At 74.4% G+C, this 15,811-nt stretch carries 16 protein-coding genes; 12 read left to right on the forward strand and 4 right to left on the reverse strand.

The window, feature by feature from the left end:
* Nucleotides 1–113 precede the first annotated feature (113 nt).
* The 5 genes from ETD96_RS25405 to ETD96_RS25425 are packed head-to-tail and all read left to right on the forward strand — an operon-like array spanning nucleotide 114 to nucleotide 4,692.
* Nucleotides 114–1,211 carry an FUSC family protein gene (locus ETD96_RS25405; RefSeq protein ID WP_171069227.1) on the forward strand — a complete coding sequence of 366 codons (1,098 nt, stop codon included), beginning with the start codon at nucleotides 114–116 and terminating at the stop codon, nucleotides 1,209–1,211.
* Between the two features lie 52 nt (nucleotides 1,212–1,263).
* The gene (locus ETD96_RS25410) at nucleotides 1,264–2,004 is read left to right on the forward strand and encodes a PIG-L deacetylase family protein (RefSeq protein WP_138638997.1); all 741 of its coding nucleotides are present in this window, start codon (nucleotides 1,264–1,266) and stop codon (nucleotides 2,002–2,004) included.
* The gene (locus ETD96_RS25415; protein ID WP_138638998.1) at nucleotides 2,001–2,708 is read left to right on the forward strand and encodes a 4-carboxy-4-hydroxy-2-oxoadipate aldolase/oxaloacetate decarboxylase; all 708 of its coding nucleotides are present in this window, start codon (nucleotides 2,001–2,003) and stop codon (nucleotides 2,706–2,708) included. Before ETD96_RS25410 ends, ETD96_RS25415 begins: the two co-directional genes overlap by 4 nt.
* Nucleotides 2,705–3,748 carry a 4-oxalomesaconate tautomerase gene (locus tag ETD96_RS25420; protein ID WP_138638999.1) on the forward strand — a complete coding sequence of 348 codons (1,044 nt, stop codon included), beginning with the start codon at nucleotides 2,705–2,707 and terminating at the stop codon, nucleotides 3,746–3,748. The genes ETD96_RS25415 and ETD96_RS25420 overlap by 4 nt, the downstream gene beginning before the upstream one ends.
* Complete coding sequence (locus ETD96_RS25425; protein WP_138639000.1) at nucleotides 3,745–4,692, forward strand: catechol 2,3-dioxygenase; 948 nt, start codon at nucleotides 3,745–3,747, stop codon at nucleotides 4,690–4,692. Before ETD96_RS25420 ends, ETD96_RS25425 begins: the two co-directional genes overlap by 4 nt.
* 13 nt (nucleotides 4,693–4,705) lie before the next feature.
* Here ETD96_RS25425 and ETD96_RS25430 read toward each other — a convergent pair whose 3' ends face one another.
* Nucleotides 4,706–5,467: an NAD(P)-dependent oxidoreductase gene (locus ETD96_RS25430; protein WP_138639001.1), complete on the reverse strand. Its 762-nt coding sequence runs from the start codon at nucleotides 5,465–5,467 to the stop codon at nucleotides 4,706–4,708.
* A gap of 80 nt (nucleotides 5,468–5,547) precedes the next feature.
* On the opposite strand from ETD96_RS25430, the gene ETD96_RS25435 reads away from it, so the two are divergent.
* The 4 genes from ETD96_RS25435 (at nucleotide 5,548) to bsaP (ending at nucleotide 10,006) form a co-directional block, all read left to right on the forward strand.
* Entirely contained in the window at nucleotides 5,548–6,180 is a 633-nt protein-coding gene (locus tag ETD96_RS25435; protein WP_240808175.1) for a GntR family transcriptional regulator, read from the forward strand.
* A gap of 107 nt (nucleotides 6,181–6,287) precedes the next feature.
* Nucleotides 6,288–8,315, forward strand: coding sequence for an elongation factor G (gene fusA / locus ETD96_RS25440; RefSeq protein ID WP_138639002.1), 2,028 nt, complete (start codon nucleotides 6,288–6,290; stop codon nucleotides 8,313–8,315).
* Nucleotides 8,316–8,458: 143 nt separating this feature from the next.
* Nucleotides 8,459–9,805 carry an acetyl-CoA carboxylase biotin carboxylase subunit gene (locus tag ETD96_RS25445; RefSeq protein ID WP_138639003.1) on the forward strand — a complete coding sequence of 449 codons (1,347 nt, stop codon included), beginning with the start codon at nucleotides 8,459–8,461 and terminating at the stop codon, nucleotides 9,803–9,805.
* A gap of 9 nt (nucleotides 9,806–9,814) precedes the next feature.
* Nucleotides 9,815–10,006, forward strand: coding sequence for a biotin synthase auxiliary protein BsaP (gene bsaP / locus ETD96_RS25450; RefSeq protein WP_138639004.1), 192 nt, complete (start codon nucleotides 9,815–9,817; stop codon nucleotides 10,004–10,006).
* On the opposite strand, the gene ETD96_RS25455 is transcribed toward bsaP, so the two are convergent.
* Nucleotides 9,988–10,494 (reverse strand): GNAT family N-acetyltransferase, encoded by a 507-nt coding sequence (locus ETD96_RS25455; protein WP_240808177.1) that lies wholly within the window; start codon nucleotides 10,492–10,494, stop codon nucleotides 9,988–9,990. The two genes, bsaP and ETD96_RS25455, sit on opposite strands and share 19 nt — an antisense overlap.
* A 142-nt stretch (nucleotides 10,495–10,636) precedes the next feature.
* Between ETD96_RS25455 and ETD96_RS25460 the strand changes: the two genes are divergently transcribed.
* A complete protein-coding gene (locus tag ETD96_RS25460; protein WP_138639006.1) occupies nucleotides 10,637–12,301 on the forward strand; it encodes a carotenoid oxygenase family protein in 1,665 nt (554 codons plus the stop codon).
* Here the strand turns inward: ETD96_RS25460 and ETD96_RS25465 are convergent.
* A complete protein-coding gene (locus ETD96_RS25465; protein ID WP_138639007.1) occupies nucleotides 12,298–13,044 on the reverse strand; it encodes a hypothetical protein in 747 nt (248 codons plus the stop codon). The two genes, ETD96_RS25460 and ETD96_RS25465, sit on opposite strands and share 4 nt — an antisense overlap.
* A gap of 144 nt (nucleotides 13,045–13,188) precedes the next feature.
* Between ETD96_RS25465 and bioD the strand changes: the two genes are divergently transcribed.
* Together bioD and bioB are read left to right on the forward strand one after the other, a co-directional pair.
* Nucleotides 13,189–13,920 carry a dethiobiotin synthase gene (bioD, locus tag ETD96_RS25470; RefSeq protein ID WP_138639008.1) on the forward strand — a complete coding sequence of 244 codons (732 nt, stop codon included), beginning with the start codon at nucleotides 13,189–13,191 and terminating at the stop codon, nucleotides 13,918–13,920.
* Entirely contained in the window at nucleotides 13,917–14,912 is a 996-nt protein-coding gene (gene bioB / locus ETD96_RS25475; RefSeq protein WP_138639009.1) for a biotin synthase BioB, read from the forward strand. The genes bioD and bioB overlap by 4 nt, the downstream gene beginning before the upstream one ends.
* A gap of 84 nt (nucleotides 14,913–14,996) precedes the next feature.
* On the opposite strand, the gene ETD96_RS25480 is transcribed toward bioB, so the two are convergent.
* Entirely contained in the window at nucleotides 14,997–15,656 is a 660-nt protein-coding gene (locus tag ETD96_RS25480; RefSeq protein WP_171069228.1) for a Uma2 family endonuclease, read from the reverse strand.
* Nucleotides 15,657–15,811: the final 155 nt, after the last annotated feature.

Below are 15,811 nucleotides of genomic sequence, written 5' to 3' on the forward strand. Positions count from 1 at the left end.
GGCTCCCGGCTCGTGGCGAGGATCCGGACGCCGGGGCAGTGCGCCAGGACGGCCCCGGCGGGCCGCGCGGCGGCCCCATGATTGGGCGCGCGGGCGCGGGGAACCGCCATGCGATGCCGACCGGAGGACTTCGAAGCCGGCTGCTGCCCTTCGCGGGGCGCCGCTACTGGGCGGAGCGGGCGAGGCTGACCGCCAAGGCCGTCGTCGCGGCCGTCGTCGCATGGCTGATCGCCAAGTACCCGGTCGGGCATCCGCAGCCGTACTTCGCGCCGCTGGCCGCGCTGCTCGGGGTGTACCCGTCGGTGGTCCGGTCGGTCCGGGAGAGCGTGGCGTACGGCGCCGGGTTCGTGATCGGCGCCGGGCTCGCGATCCCGGTCGGGCTGCTGCTCGGCCCCACCACGCTCGGCATCGCGGTCGTGCTCGTCCTGGCGATGATGGCCTCGGGGTGGCGGCGGCTCGGCGACCAGTCGTCCCAGGTCGCGTTCACCGCGCTGTTCGCGCTGCTGCTCGGCGGCCACGAGGTCGTCGGCTACACGCTGCCGCGGCTGGGCGACGTCGCGCTCGGGCTGGCGGTGGGCCTGATCGTGAACGCGACGCTCTTCCCGCCGCTGTACCTGCGCCGCGCCGAGTACGCCGTGCGGGAGGTGCGGGACGCGCTCGCCGACGCGCTCGACGCCCTCGCCGGCGAGGCCGCCGAGGAGGAGGGCGGCCGGGCGCGCTGGGACGAGCGCGAGACGCGGCTGGCCAGGGTGCAGGAGGAGGCGCGGTACTCGCTGGAGCAGGGCGAGGAGAGCCTGCGCGCCAACCCGCGCGCGAAGCTGCGCGGCTACCCGCTGCGCTGGCAGGGCCACCGCGACCGGTGGCCGGCGCCGCGCGAGCTGAACATGCTCGACCAGACGGCCGCCTACGCCCGGTCGATCTCCGGGACGCTGCGCCAGCTCGACGGGGACGGCGAGGACGCGGTGGAGCCCGGGCTCGGCGCGCGGTTCCGGCGCGGCTACGCCGACCTGCTGCGCGGCCTCGCCGGGATCGTCTGCGAGCTGCCGGGGACGCCGGAGGAGGAGGGGCTCGCCGCGGTGGAGCGGATCCAGCGCCGCCTGGAGGAACCGCACCTCGGGCCGGGCACGGACGCCCCCGGACTGTGGGACCCGCAGAAGGAGCTCCTGCGGCTGAGCCGGCTGCTGCTGGACGGCCTGCGCGCACCGGGCTAGCTTGTCCGCAGAATTGTTGACAATTTGGGTGACAAGATGAAGAGTGCGACCCATGAGTGCTTCCGCCTCGTCCGGCCCCCTCCTCGTCATCAGCGCCCACGCGGGCGACTTCGTCTGGCGCGCCGCCGGCGCGATCGCGCTGGCCGCGGCGCGCGGCGACCGCGCCAAGGTCGTGTGCCTCAGCTACGGCGAGCGCGGCGAGTCCGCCCGCGCGTGGCGCGAGGGCAAGCGGCTGGAGGAGATCAAGAGGCTCCGCCGGGACGAGGCCGAGGCCGCCGCCGCGGAGCTGGGCGCCGAGATCGAGTTCCTGGACGCCGGCGACTACCCGCTCGTGGAGTCGCCGGAGCTGGTCGACCGCCTGGTCCGCGTCTACCGGGACGTCGAGCCGGCCGTCGTCCTGACCCACACCCTCGCCGACCCCTACAACGGCGACCACCCGGCGGCCGCGCGGATGGCGCTGCAGGCGCGCGTGCTCGCGCAGGCGATCGGGTACGACGCGCCGGGGGAGCCGCTCGGGGCGCCGCCGGTGTTCTTCTTCGAACCGCACCAGCCGGAGCAGTGCGACTTCAAGCCGAACGTGCTGCTCGACATCACCTCCGTCTTCGACAGGAAGCGCAAGGCGATGGAGTGCCTGCCCGCGCAGGTCCACATGTGGGACTACTACACCGACCTCGCCAAGCGGCGCGGGGTCCAGCTGAAGCGCAACGCGGGCCCGAACCTCGGGCTGCCGCACGACACCCGCGCCGAGGCGTTCGTCCGGCTGTACCCGCAGACCACGACGGAGCTGGCATGAGGACCGTCGTCGTCACGAACCCGCCGCGCGCCGACGCCGCCGCGGTGGACGCCCTCGCCGGGTACGGCGTCGCGACCGTCCACGAGGCGATGGGCCGCACCGGCTACCTCGGCCCGTCGATCCGGCCGGTGCACCTCGGGTCGCGCGTCGCCGGGACGGCGGTGACCGTCCTCGCGTGGCCGGGCGACAACCTGATGATCCATGTCGCGGTCGAGCAGTGCCGCCCCGGCGACGTGCTGGCGGTCACCACGACCTCGCCGTCCACGGACGGCATGTTCGGCGAGCTGTTCGCGACCGCGCTCCAGCACCGGGGCGTGCGCGGGCTCGTCATCGACGCGGGCGTGCGGGACGTCGCCGACCTGCACGCGATGGGCTTCCCGGTCTGGTCGGCGGCCGTCAGCGCGCAGGGCACGGTGAAGGCCACGCCCGGCGCGGTGAACGTGCCGATCACCATCGGCGGGCAGGTCATCCGGCCGGGCGACGTGCTGCTCGCCGACGACGACGGGGTCGTCCGCGTCGCGCGGGAGTCCGCCGCCGAGGCGGTGCGGGCCGCGCGGGCCCGCGAGGAGAAGGAGGCCGCGACCCGCGCCGCCTTCCAGCAGGGCGAACTCGGCCTCGACCGGTACGGGCTGCGGGCCCGGCTCGCCGGGATGGGCATCGAGTACGTCGACCACGCCGACTACATCGGGCACGGGGACGCATGAGCGGCGTCCGCTGCATGCTGATGCGGGGCGGCACGTCCAAGGGCGCCTACTTCCTCGCCGGGGACCTGCCGTCCGACCCGGCCGAGCGCGACGGCCTGCTGCTGCGCATCATGGGCACCCCCGACCCGCGGCAGATCGACGGCATCGGCGGCGCGCACCCGCTGACCGGCAAGGTCGCGGTCGTGTCGCCGTCCGCGGGCCCGGACGCCGACGTCGACTACCTGTTCCTCCAGCTCGGCGTCGAGGAGCCGGCGGTCTCCGACCGGCAGAACTGCGGGAACCTGCTCGCCGGCGTCGGCCCGTTCGCCGTCGAGCGCGGGCTCATGCCGGCGGGCGGCGACTCGACGAGCGTCCGGATCCGCATGGTCAACTCCGGCGGCGTCGCGACCGCGACGTTCCCGACGCCGGGCGGCGCCGTCGACTACGCCGGCGGCACCGCGATCTCCGGCGTGCCCGGCACGGCGGCGCGGATCGACCTCGACTTCGCCGGGACGGCGGGCTCGGCGTGCGGGGCGCTGCTGCCGACCGGCCGCGTCCGCGACGTGGTCGGCGGCATCGAGGTCACCTGTATCGACAACGGGATGCCGGTCGTGGTCGCCGCCGCGTCCGACCTCGGGGCCACCGGCTACGAGACCGACCTGTCCCACCTGCGCGACCGGATCCAGGCGCTGCGGCTCGCGGCGGGCGAGCTGATGGGCCTCGGCGACGTCGCGGCCGCATCGATCCCGAAGACGACCCTCGTCGCGCCGCCCCGCGACGGCGGGACGATCTGCACCCGCACGTTCATCCCGCTGCGGATGCACGCCTCGATCGGCGTCCTCGGCGCCGTCACCGTCGCCACCGCGCTGCTCCTGGACGGCGCCGTAGGCCGCGACCTCGCCGAGCTCCCGCCGCCCGGCGCCGCCCTGAGCATCGAGCACCCGGCCGGCCGGCTGGACGCGGTGGTCGAGCTCGACGGCACGGCCGTCCGGCGCGCCGCCGTCGTCCGGACCGCGCGCAAACTCTTCGACGGAACCGTCTTCCCCCGGAGTTCCCCATGAGCCCCAAGCACGAGATCGCCCACGTCGCGCACGTCGAGCTGCTCACCCCCGAGCCCGAGAAGAGCCTGTGGTTCTTCACCCGCGTCATGGGCCTCACCGAGGTCGGCGCCGAGGGCGACTCGGTGTACCTGCGGACCTGGGACGACTACGAGCACCACACCCTCAAGCTCACCGCGCACACCACGTCCGGCATCCGGCGGACCGGGCTGCGCGCGTCCTCCCCGGAGGCGCTCGACCGACGCGTCCGGGCGATCGAGGACGCGGGGCTCGGCATCGGCTGGCGGGACGGCGACCCCGGCCTCGGCCCGGCCTACGTCTTCCGCGACCCCGACGGGCACGAGCTGGAGATCTACTGGGAGTCGGAGTGGTACGAGGCGCCGCCGGAGCTGGCGCCGTCGCTGAAGAACCAGGCGCAGGCGTACCCGGCGATGGGCGTGTGCGTCCGCCGCCTCGACCACGTCAACTTCCTGGCCGCCGACGTCGAGCCCAGCACCGGCTTCGTCCGGGACGTGCTCGGCGCGCACCCGACCGAGCAGATCCGGCTGGACGACGGCACCATCGGCGCGCGGTGGCTGACCTTCACCAACAAGTCCTACGACCTCGTCTACACGCGGGACTGGACGCGCGGCAACGGCCGCCTGCACCACATCGCGTTCGCGACCGACACCCGCGAGGACATCCTCCGCGCCGCCGACATCTTCCTCGACAACGGCGTCTTCATCGAGACCGGGCCGCACAAGCACGCCATCCAGCAGACGTTCTTCCTCTACGTCTACGAGCCGGGCGGCAACCGCGTCGAGCTGTGCAATCCGTGCGCCCGGCTCGTCCTCGCGCCCGACTGGAAGACGATCACCTGGACCGAGGCCGAGCGCGCGAAGGGCCAGGCGTGGGGGCTGAAGACGATCGAGTCGTTCCACACCCACGGCACCCCGCCGGTCGGCTAGGGCACCGCCGGGGTCATCCGGCGAGGCGGCGCAGCAGGTCGCGGCTGGCGGCGGCCATCGCGGGCGGGACGTCCAGCTCCGCCAGCATGGTCGCCGCCGCCTCCATCTCGGCGGCGCGCCGGACGGCGTGCTTGCGGGTGCCGCTGACCAGCCGGTCCACGGTGTGCTCGCCGGCGGCGGTCAGCTCCTCGACGATGTTCGCGCGGAGCCAGTCCTCGCAGCCGGCGGCCCGCGCGGCTTCGAGGGCCTCGACGACCGCCCCGGCGAGGCCCTTGAAGAACACGCTGCGCAGCAGCTTGCGCTCCGCGGCGAGCCCGGCGGGACCGTCCATCACCTGGACATCGGCGCCGAGCGGGCCGAGGACGTCCGCGACCCGGTCGGCGCCGGCGCCGCTGACCAGCAGCGGCGTGCGGAGCCCGCGCCCCGGCACCGGCGCCATGATCGCCACGTCGGCGAACCGGACGCCGCGCTCCCGCGCGACCGCGTCGAGCTCCCGCTTCAGGCCGGGGGAGCCGGTGTTCAGGTCGGCCCAGACGGCGCCGTCACCGACCGCCCCGGCACCGGCCCTGAGCGCGGCGGCGGCGTCGTGCGCGCTGTTGACGCTCAGCACGAGATCGGCCCCGGCCGCGGCGTCCGCCTCGCCCCGGCAGGCCGTCATGCCGTCCGGCGCGGGGACGGCCGGGTCGTAGGCCCGCACGGCCGCGCCCGCCGCGGCGAGGTCGGCCGCGATGGCGCCGCCCGCCTCGCCCAGTCCCAGTACGGCGACGATGGGCATGCCGCTCTCCTCCCTGCCGAGATGTCCCGCACCGGCTACCCTAGATCAGCGACAAAAATGGCGACAATCCGGGAGTGCCGGTGTCCGACGTGGTGAACGGGATCCGCGAGGCGATCCTGAGCGGCCGGTTCGTGCCGAACCAGCGGCTGATCGAGGCGGACCTGTCCGAGGAGTTCGCCGCGAGCCGCGCCGGGGTCCGCGCGGCCCTCGCCGAACTGGCCGGCGAGGGGCTCATCGAGCGCGTGCAGAACCGCGGCGCCCGCGTCCGCGCGGTGTCCCTGGCGGAGGCCGTCGAGATCTCCGAGGTCCGGATGGTGGTCGAGGGCCTGTGCGCCGCGAAGGCCGCCGCGCGCGCCACCGCCGCCGACACCGCCGAGCTGCGGGAGATCGGGGAGGAGATGCGCGCCGCCGTGGCGTCCGGCGACGTGCTCGGCTACTCCCGGCTGAACGAGCTCCTGCACCGCCGCGTCCGCGAGATCGGCGGGCAGCGGACGGCGGCCGGCGTCCTGGAGCGGCTGCGCGCGCAGAACGTCCGGCACCAGTTCCGGCTGGCCGTGCACCCCGGCCGGCCGCAGACCTCGCTGCCGCAGCACCTGGACATCATCGAGGCGATCGCCGCCGGCGACCCGGACGCCGCCGAGCGCGCCGCCCGCGCCCACCTGCGCAGCGTCATCGAGACCCTCCCCGAGGTCGAGCGCGGCACCGGCCCCTGACGGGAAAACCCCTCGCGCCCGCGCGGCCCCGGCGGTTACCGTCGCGGATGCCGCGAAGGACGATCTTGTCCCGCGGCGGTCGTCATCGAGCGAAAAGGAGGATCCCGATGACAACCACCGCCCTTGCCCTCGCCAAGGTCCGCAACATCGGGATCATGGCGCACATCGACGCCGGCAAGACGACGACCGCCGAGCGGATCCTGTTCTTCACCGGCGTCTCCCACCGGATCGGCGAGGTCCACGACGGCGCCGCCGCGCTCGACCACCTCAAGCAGGAGCGCGACCGCGGCATCACGATCACCTCGGCCGCGACGACCTGCCACTGGGACGGCCACACGGTCAACCTCATCGACACGCCGGGCCACGTCGACTTCACCATCGAGGTCGAGCGGTGCCTGCGCGTCCTCGACGGGGCCGTGGCCGTGTTCGACGGCGTCGCGGGCGTCGAGCCGCAGTCGGAGACGGTGTGGCGGCAGGCCGACCGGTACGGCGTGCCGCGCGTCTGCTTCGTCAACAAGCTCGACCGCGCCGGCGCCGGCTACCACCGGTGCGTGGACATGATTCGCGAACGGCTCGGGGCCGTGCCGCTGGCCGTGCAGCTGCCGATCGGGGCCGAGGCCGGGTTCGAGGGCGTCGTCGACCTCGTCGCCATGCGGGCCCACGTCTGGCCCGATGAGCGGCACACGGTCGTGGACGTCCCGTCCGACCTGGCCGAGGACGCGCGGCGGTGGCGGCGCGCGCTCGTCGAGACGGTCGCCGAGCACGACGAGCAGGCCATGGCGCTGTACCTCGACGGCGTCGAGCCGTCCGAGGAGCAGCTCCATGCCGCGATCCGCCGGTTGACGGTCACGTCGGCCGCGACCCCGGTGCTGTGCGGCAGCGCGTTCAAGAACAAGGGCGTCCAGCCCCTGCTGGACGCGGTGGTGCGGTACCTGCCGTCGCCGCTGGACGTCGCGCCGGTCTCCGGCGGGACGCCGGTCTCGGACGAGGCGCCGCTGGCCGCGCTCGCGTTCAAGGTCGTGACCGACCGGCACCTGGGCCGGTTCACCTTCGTCCGGATCTACTCCGGACGCCTGGAGCCGGGGGACGCGGTGCTGAACGGCGCCAAGGGCCGCAAGGAGCGGATCGGCAAGATCTACCGCGTCCACGCGGACAAGCGGGTGGAGATCGGCGCGGCGGGCGCGGGCGACATCGTCGCCGTCATGGGCCTCAAGCAGACCGCCACCGGCGAGACGCTGTGCGACCCCGCGCACCCGGTGGTCCTGGAGTCCATGGACTTCCCGGCCCCGGTCATCGAGGTCGCGATCGAGCCGAGGTCCCGGGGCGAGGTGGAGAGGCTGGGCGCGGCCGTCCACCGGCTGGCGGAGGAGGACCCGTCCCTCCAGGTCCGCGACGAGGACGGGCAGACCGTCATCGGCGGCATGGGGGAGCTCCACCTGGAGGTCCTCGTCGACCGCCTGAAGGAGGAGTTCCATGTCGAGGCCAACGTGGGCCGCCCACGGGTCGCCTACCGCGAGACGATCCGCAGGGCGGTCCCGCGGGTCGACCTGACGCACCGCAAGCAGACGGGAGGCAAGGGCCAGTACGCGAAGGTGCAGATCGCCCTCGAACCCATCGAGGACGGGTACGAGTTCGTCAACCGGATCACCGGCGGGCGGATCCCGAAGGAGTTCGTCCCGTCCGTGGACGCGGGCTGCCAGGAGGCGCTGCGGACCGGCACCGTCGCGGGCTACGCGATGACGGGCGTGCGGGTCGTCCTCACCGACGGCGACTTCCACCCGGTCGACTCGTCCGAGCTCGCCTTCAAGATCGCCGGTTCGCTGGCGGTCCGGGAGGCGCTCCGGCGCGCGTCCCCGGTGCTGCTCGAACCCGTGATGACCGTCGAGGTCACCACGCCCGAGGAGCACCTCGGCGCGGTCATCGGCGACCTCAACGGCCGCCGCGGCCGGGTCGAGGGGACGGGCGAGCGCGGCGGCGCCCGGACCGTCCAGGCTCTCGTCCCGCTGGCGGAGATGTTCGGCTACGTCGGGGACCTGCGCGGCATGACGTCCGGCCGCGGCGTCTTCACCATGCGGTTCGCGGCGCACGCCGAGGTCCCGCCCGCGGCCGCCGCGAAGATCATCGCGGCGGGCTGAACGCGGCGTCCGGCCCCGTCCCGGTCCAGACCGGGGACGGGGCCGGACGCACGTCCGCGGCGAGGGGGCATGCGGCGGCGATCGGCACTAGTCTCTGCCGGGACGGGACGCCCGGTCCGGGCGCGCGCGAGGAGGAGGCCGCAGTGTTCGAGTCCGTGCTCGTGGCGAACCGCGGGGAGATCGCCGGCCGGATCCTGCGCACCGCGCGGGCGATGGGCCTCAAGGCCATCGCCGTGTACTCCGAGGCCGACGCCGACCTGCCGTTCGTCGCCGAGGCCGACGAGGCCGTCCTCATCGGCCCCGCCGACCCCGCCCGCGGCTACCTCAACGCCGCCGCGATCCTGGAGGCCGCGCACCGCACCAACGCTCGGGCCGTCCACCCGGGCGACGGCGTCCTCGCCGAGAGCGCCTCGTTCGCCCGGCAGGTCGCGGGCCGCGGCATGGTCTGGGTCGGCCCGCCGCCGCTCGCGGTCGCCCGGATGGGCGACAAGATCAACTCCCGGAACCTGATGAAGGAGGCCGGCGTCCCCGTCGCGCCCGGCGCGTGGGAACCGGTCCCGGACGCCGGCACCGCCGCCGAGGAGGCCGCGCGCGTCGGCTACCCCGTGATGCTCAAGCCCGCCGCGGGCGACGGCGGCATCGGCCTCGCCGTCGCGCACGACGAGCGGTCCGTCCACGCCGCGTACGCGACCGCCCGCGCCGCCGCCGACGGCGTCTTCGGGCACGGCGAGGTCCTGCTGGAGCGGTACGTGCCGGGCGCCCTGCACATCGAGGTGCAGATCCTCGGCCTCGCGGACGGCACGGTGCTCGCGCTCGGCGAGCGCGACTGCTCCGTCCAGCGCCACTTCCAGAAGATCGTCGAGGAGACCCCGTCGCCGGGCCTGACCCCCGAGCTGCGGGCGCGCATGCTGGCGGCGGCCGTCCGCGCGGGAGAGACCGTCGGCTACCAGGGCGCGGGCAGCATCGAGTTCCTCGTCGACCCGGCCGCGCAGGAGTTCTATTTCCTGGAGATGAGCACCCGCCTGCCGTCCGGGCACATCGTGACCGAGATGGTCACCGGCATCGACCTCGTCGAGCAGCAGTTCCGGATCGCCGCCGGCGAGCCGGTCTCGTTCACCGCCGCCGAACCGCGCGGCCACGCGATCGCGTTCCGCGTCCACGCCGAGGACCCGCACCGCTTCCTGCCCGGCTCCGGCGAGATCAAGGTGTGGGAGGAGCCCGTCGGCGACGGCATCCGCATCGACGCCGGCTACGCCGAGGGCAACACCGTCACCCCGCACTACCACCCGCTGATCGCGAAGCTGTCCGTGCACGGCGCCGACCGCGCCCACGCGCTCGCCCTCGCTCGCGCGGCCGTCGACGCCTTCCGCATCGAGGGGCCGCCGACGAACCTGCCGTTCCTGCGCGAGCTGCTCGACCGCCGCGAGTTCGCGGACGGGACCTACGACACCGGGACCGTCGCCCGCATGCGCGCCGGCGGCCCGGCATAGGGTGGGCCCGTGTACTGCGACCGCTGCGGCGAGCCCGCCGCCGAGGGCGACCACGCCGCCTGCCGCGCCGCCCGCGAGATGGAACCGCCCCGCTACTGCGCGCACTGCCGCCGCCGCATGGTCGTCCAGGTGACCCCGCTCGGCTGGACGGCCCGCTGCGCCGCGCACGGCGAGCTGCAGCCTCAGAGCGGCAGCGCGTAGGTCAGCAGGTCGACGCCCGGTACCGGCGACCAGTCGTGCTCCGGGGTGCGGACGAACCCCATCCGCTCGTACATCCGCTGCGCGGCGGTCATGTTGCGCTGCGTCGACAGCCGCAGCCCGCTGAGCCCGGCCGCGCGCGCCCGCTCGACGCAGGCCAGCACCAGGGCGCGCCCCACGCCCGTCCGGCGCGCCGCCTCCCGGACGGCGAGCATCCGGAACTCGGCCTCGCCGGGGCCGGCCAGCTCCGCGTACGGGCTGCCGGGCGGGCAGTACGCCACCGCACCGGCGATCTCGCCCGCGACCTCGGCGACCAGCAGTTCCGACTTGGCCGCCCGGTCGCCCGCGTCCCGCAGCGTCCGCACGTACGACGACTCGGGCGACACCAGCCCGCCGTGCACGTAGACCTCCACGGTCAGCTCGCCGACGAGGCCGTACTCCTCCGGCCGGGCCGGCCGTACGACGACCCGTCCGGCGTCCTCCATGAGCATGCGCATTTCCCCCACTGCCACCGCGGCCGACGAACCGCGCCGAACCAGGGTATTCGGGATGCGCGGCGGCCCTCCGGGCGGGCTTGACGGCGCCGGGCGCCCGCCTGTTGATTGGCGGGGAGCCAATAACACTGGAGGACTGATGCCGGTTCCCCGCTCCATCCTCGGCACGCAGGACGTCACCGACCTGGACCTGGAGGTCGTCGCCGGGACCTGGCCGGACGACGTGCGCGGCCACTACGTCGTCAGCACCTCCGACCAGCGGACCCGCCCCCGGCACGCGTTCTTCGGCGACGGGATCGTCGCGCGGATGCCGCTGCGGCCGGGACCGGACGGCCGGTTCCCGTGGCGGGCCCGCGTCATCGGCACGCCGTCGGTCCGGCTGCGCGAACGGCGGCCCGACCTGTTCACCGCCGGCCCGGTCGGCACCGACTCGCCGTGGGGGTTCGTCAACGCCGCCAACACCGCGCCGCTGCCGTGGGGCGACCGGCTGTTCGCCACCTGGGACGCCGGGCGGCCGGTCGAGGTCGACCCGGTCACGCTGGAGTTCGTCGCCGAGGTCGGCCACCGCGACGACTGGAGGCCCGCGATGGACCACGCCGTCCTGCCGCTCGTCGCCACCACCGCCCACCCCGTCGTCGATCCCGAACGCGGCTGCCTGTGGAGCGTCAGCCGCGACGTGCTGACCGGCGCCGTCTCGGTGATCCGCTACGACGGGACGGGCACCCGCGTCCGGCGCTGGGAGGTCGAGGGCGCGGCGCTGCCGCAGGCCACGCACACCATCACCCAGACCCGCGACTGGCTGGTCCTGGCCGACACCGCGTTCAAGCTGGAGGTCGACGAGATCTTCGGCGGCGACCGGACCGCGCCCAACAACCCGGACGGGCCCGTCCTGCTGATCCGCAAGGACGACCTCACTCCCGGAAGGGCGACCGTGGCCTGCGCGCAGTTCCGGCTCGCGCCCGAGGTCAACCACTTCTACGCCCGCTACGACGACTCCGACGGCGTCCAGGTCGTCATGGAGCACGGCGAAGGCGTCGACATCGGCATGTACCTGCGCGAGGACGACGTCGACGTCCACGGCCGCCCGATCGACCCCGCCCTGCGCGGCATGTACTGCCACGGCATGGCGCCCGCGCTCACCACCGTCATGCAGTTCGACCCCGAGACCGGCCGCATCCTGGAGCGCGCCCGCGCCCGCGACCCCGAGCGCTGGTGGCAGGCGGAGCTGTCCGCGATCGACTGGAGCATCGAGGGGCAGCGCGCCCCGACCCGGCACCACCTCATCTACCTCGGGTTCCACCCGGAGGCGGTGAACCGGCGCGCCCTGCGCAACTACGCGGGCCGGATCGACCCGTCCCTGTTCCCGCCCGAGGAGACACCGGCCGTCCTGGTGAGCCACGACCGCGAGGACCTCAAGGCCCTGTCGGAGTGGACGTTCGCGCTGGACGACTACCCGACGTCGCCGTCCTTCGTCCCGCGCGGGCACGGCGGCAGCCGCTACGCGGGCGCGGACCCCGGCGGCCACGAGGGCTACCTGGTCGTGGCCGTCCACAACGACGACCGGTTCCGCGTCGAACTGTTCGACGCCTCCGGCGTCGGGCACGGCCCCGTCGCCGTCCTGGCGCCGCCGCGCGGCACGACGGTGCCGTTCCTGATCCACTCGGCGTGGATGCCGGAGGCCGTCCCGGCGCCCGACGTCGAACGCCTCCGCTTCGCCGACGACCTCGACGAGCGCCTCGACCGGCTCGACCCCGAACTGGCGGCGACCGCGCGCGAGGTCGCCGCCGAGCTGGACGGACGCTAAGCCACGTCGCGGCAGGACGACTCGCCGGGCAGCAGGGGCCGCAGGCGGACCGAGTAGGTCTTGCCCTCGCTGCGCCACGCCGTGCCGGGCTTCGCGTCCGGGACCTTCGCGGACGGCGCGAGCGTGCAGACGGCCCCGGCCACCGGCACCCCGTCGCCGAGCGGCTCCAGCGGCCACGTCCGGACGGTGCCGGCCCCGGCCGCCTCGCCCGCGAGGACGGCCGTCTTCGCGGCCCGGTACGGCGCGGGCTTCGCGGCCTGGTCGGACGCGGGCCACCCGGCCGGGTCGAGCCGCTTCAGGAACCGGGCCTCCGGGCCCGCCTGCGACTCCGGCTGGATGACGCGGGTCGTCGCGCCGCCCATGGTCACGACCGTGACCATCGCGTCGGCGATCCGGTCGGAGCCGACCGTGTGCGAGCGGTCGAGACCCGCCGCGCGCGCCTCGTCGAGGAGGCGGCGCAGCGCGTCCGGTTTCAGGCGGTACTCGGTCAGCTCGCTCCCGGCGAGGGCGACCGCGCGTCCGGTCGAGTAGAGCGAGAAGTCGGGAACGCTACCGGGGCCGCCGATGCCGGCGATGCCTCCGGTCTGGCGCCGGCGGAGCACGAGCTGCTCACCGGCGGGGGTGTCCTTGGCGGGGGACGAGGTCGCGGACGTGGTGGGCGCCGGGGGCCCGGCGCTGCCGGACCCTTCGCCGCAGGCGACCGCCGCGCAGGCGGTCAGCGCCGCGCAGGCGAGAGCCGGCACCCAGCGGGAACGTGTGTACGGACCGGCCATGGAGCTTTGACGCGCCCGCGCCGCCCGCCGTTCCGCCCGTTACAAAAACGGCCGCCGAAGACTGTGGGATCCGGCGGGCGTCCCCGATGCGGGCCCGCGCTAGTGTGCCGCCTTGTGAGTGTGCTCGTTGTGACCGGGACCTGTACCGGCGTGGGCAAGACGGTCGTCACCGCGGCGCTGGCCGCGGTCGCCGCCGCCCGCGGCGCGTCGGTCGCCGTCGTCAAACCCGGCCAGACCGGGGTGGACGGCGCTGGGCCCGGCGACCTCGACGACGTGCGCCGGCTCGCCGCCCTCGACGACGTGCACGAGTTCGCGCGCTTCCCCGACCCGCTGTCCCCGGCCGCCGCGGCCCGCACCGCCGGGCTGCCGCCGGTCCGGCTGGCGGAGGCCGCCGAACGCGTCGGGGAGCTCGCCGCCACCCGCCGGCTGGTGCTCGTGGAGGGCGCGGGCGGGCTCCTCGTCCGCTACGACGAGGAGGGCACCACGATCGCCGACCTGGCGCGCTGGCTCGGCGCCGCCGTCGTCGTCGTGGCCCGCCCCGGCCTCGGCACGCTCAACCACACGGCGCTCACGCTGGAGGCGATGGCGCACCGCGGGGTGCAACTCGCCGGCATCGTGATCGGCGCCTGGCCGGACGACCCGGACCTCGCGATGCGCAGCAACATCCGCGACCTGGAGACCATCGCCGCCCGCCCGCTGTCCGGCGCGCTGCCCGCCGACGCGGGCGCCCTGGACCCGGCGGAGTTCCTGGTGGCCGCGCACCGCGGCCTCGCCCCCTCGCTCGGCGGCGGCTTCGACGCCGCCGCCTTCCGCGACAGCTTCGGCCTCGACAAGGAGAGCACGTGACGGACATCCTCGACACCGCCCGCCGCCAGGTCCTGGAGGAGGGCCGGGGCCTGACCGAACAGCAGGTCCTGGACGTCCTCGCCCTGCCCGACGACCGGCTGGAGGACCTGCTCGCGCTCGCGCACGAGGTCCGGATGCGCTGGTGCGGCCCGGAGGTCGAGGTCGAGGGCATCGTGTCGCTGAAGACCGGCGGCTGCCCCGAGGACTGCCACTTCTGCTCCCAGTCCGGCAAGTTCGAGTCGCCGGTCCGGTCGGTGTGGCTGAACATCCCCGAACTGGTGGCGGCGGCGAAGGAGACCGCGCAGACCGGAGCCACCGAGTTCTGCATCGTCGCCGCCGTCCGCGGCCCGGATGAGCGGCTGATGTCGCAGGTCCGCGAGGGCGTCAAGGCCATCAACGACGCCGTCGAGATCAACATCGCGTGCTCGCTCGGCATGCTCACCCAGGAGCAGGTGGACGAGCTGGCCGCGATGGGCGTCCACCGCTACAACCACAACCTGGAGACGGCCCGCTCCCACTTCCCGAACGTGGTCACCACCCACTCGTGGGAGGAGCGCTGGGACACCCTCCGCATGGTGAAGGCCGCGGGCATGGAGGTGTGCTGCGGCGGCATCGTCGGCATGGGCGAGACCGTCGAGCAGCGCGCCGAGTTCGCCGCCCAGCTCGCCGAGCTCGAACCCGACGAGGTCCCGCTGAACTTCCTGGCGCCCCGCCCCGGCACCCCGTTCGCCAGCCTCCCGCTGGTCGAGGGCACCGAGGCACTGAAGACCATCGCGGCGTTCCGGCTGGCCCTGCCCCGCACGATCCTCCGCTACGCCGGCGGCCGCGAACTCACCCTCGGCGACCTCGGCACCCGCGAGGGCATGCTCGGCGGCATCAACGCCATCATCGTCGGCAACTACCTGACCACCCTCGGCCGCCCCGCCCAGAAGGACCTGGACCTGCTCACCGACCTCCAGATGCCCATCAAGGCCCTCAGCCAGACCCTCTGACGACGCCGTGGACGCGCGACCCGGCCGGTCGCGCGCGCTGACCGGCCCGGAGCACGGGCCCGCCCTCGACGGGGTGGGCCGTGATCAGCTCTCCCACGTCACCCAGTGGGTGGTGTCGATCTCGAGGTCGAACGGGTCGGGCAGGTGGATCGTCTCGCCGAACTCCCAGCACTCCTGATGGAGGTAGGCGCCCGTGGCCCGGTCGGGGATGCAGTACAGCGTCGATCTGGCGATCTTGGGAGCACGGTCGATGAGGAGGTAGTAGGGGACCTCCGCCTGTGCATAGCCGGTCCATTTGTTCTTGTCGCGGGGCGGCGTCTGCCGCGGCGGCCGGTCGCCGTCGGCCCCCCACCGGGAGGTGACCTCCACCACCATCTCGATCTCGTCGGACGCGAGTTCGGGCAGCCGTGCCTTCTCGCTCGCGAGGAGGATCTCCTCGGTCGTGACCACGAGGTCGGGGATGTACCCGTCGCCCAGCCCCACGAGCCTCACCCCGGCGACCTGCTGCACCGCCCACGGGAACTCGGGGTCGGCGTCGCCTGCGCGCTCGAAGGCCCGTGTGATGAACCGGATGGGGCCGCCATGGGAAAGACCTGGGGGCGGGGACACGACGACCTTTCCTCCGATGATCTCGATCCGGGATCCTTCGGGGGCGTCGACGTGGTCATCGAGTTCGCCGCGCACCCACAGGTTGTAGGGCGTGTCGGGCAGCCTCGACACTTCCTCGTTTGACAAGGTCTTCACGTTTCGTGACTCCTCCCTCACGATCTGCTCCCGGTCATCGTAGAGAAGGGATGCGCCCAGCGTAGTCCTATGACGAGGAGACCCGGGCAGGGCGGTGCCGACGCCGGGCAGAAGTCGAGGTAGCCGTTCCCCGCAGGTCCGCCGCTGCCTCACGG

Source organism: Actinomadura geliboluensis, from assembly GCF_005889745.1.
Classification (GTDB): domain Bacteria; phylum Actinomycetota; class Actinomycetes; order Streptosporangiales; family Streptosporangiaceae; genus Spirillospora; species Spirillospora geliboluensis.

Excerpts from the sequence above, each read along its gene's own strand:
- ETD96_RS25405 (WP_171069227.1), top strand. The coding sequence starts at position 114 with ATGCCGACCGGAGGACTTCGAAGCCGGCTGCTGCCCTTCGCGGGGCGC.
- ETD96_RS25410 (WP_138638997.1), top strand. The coding sequence starts at position 1,264 with ATGAGTGCTTCCGCCTCGTCCGGCCCCCTCCTCGTCATCAGCGCCCAC.
- ETD96_RS25415 (WP_138638998.1), top strand. The coding sequence starts at position 2,001 with ATGAGGACCGTCGTCGTCACGAACCCGCCGCGCGCCGACGCCGCCGCG.
- ETD96_RS25420 (WP_138638999.1), top strand. The coding sequence starts at position 2,705 with ATGAGCGGCGTCCGCTGCATGCTGATGCGGGGCGGCACGTCCAAGGGC.
- ETD96_RS25425 (WP_138639000.1), top strand. The coding sequence starts at position 3,745 with ATGAGCCCCAAGCACGAGATCGCCCACGTCGCGCACGTCGAGCTGCTC.
- ETD96_RS25430 (WP_138639001.1), bottom strand. The coding sequence starts at position 5,467 with ATGCCCATCGTCGCCGTACTGGGACTGGGCGAGGCGGGCGGCGCCATC.
- fusA (WP_138639002.1), top strand. The coding sequence starts at position 6,288 with ATGACAACCACCGCCCTTGCCCTCGCCAAGGTCCGCAACATCGGGATC.
- ETD96_RS25455 (WP_240808177.1), bottom strand. The coding sequence starts at position 10,494 with ATGCTCATGGAGGACGCCGGACGGGTCGTCGTACGGCCGGCCCGGCCG.
- ETD96_RS25460 (WP_138639006.1), top strand. The coding sequence starts at position 10,637 with ATGCCGGTTCCCCGCTCCATCCTCGGCACGCAGGACGTCACCGACCTG.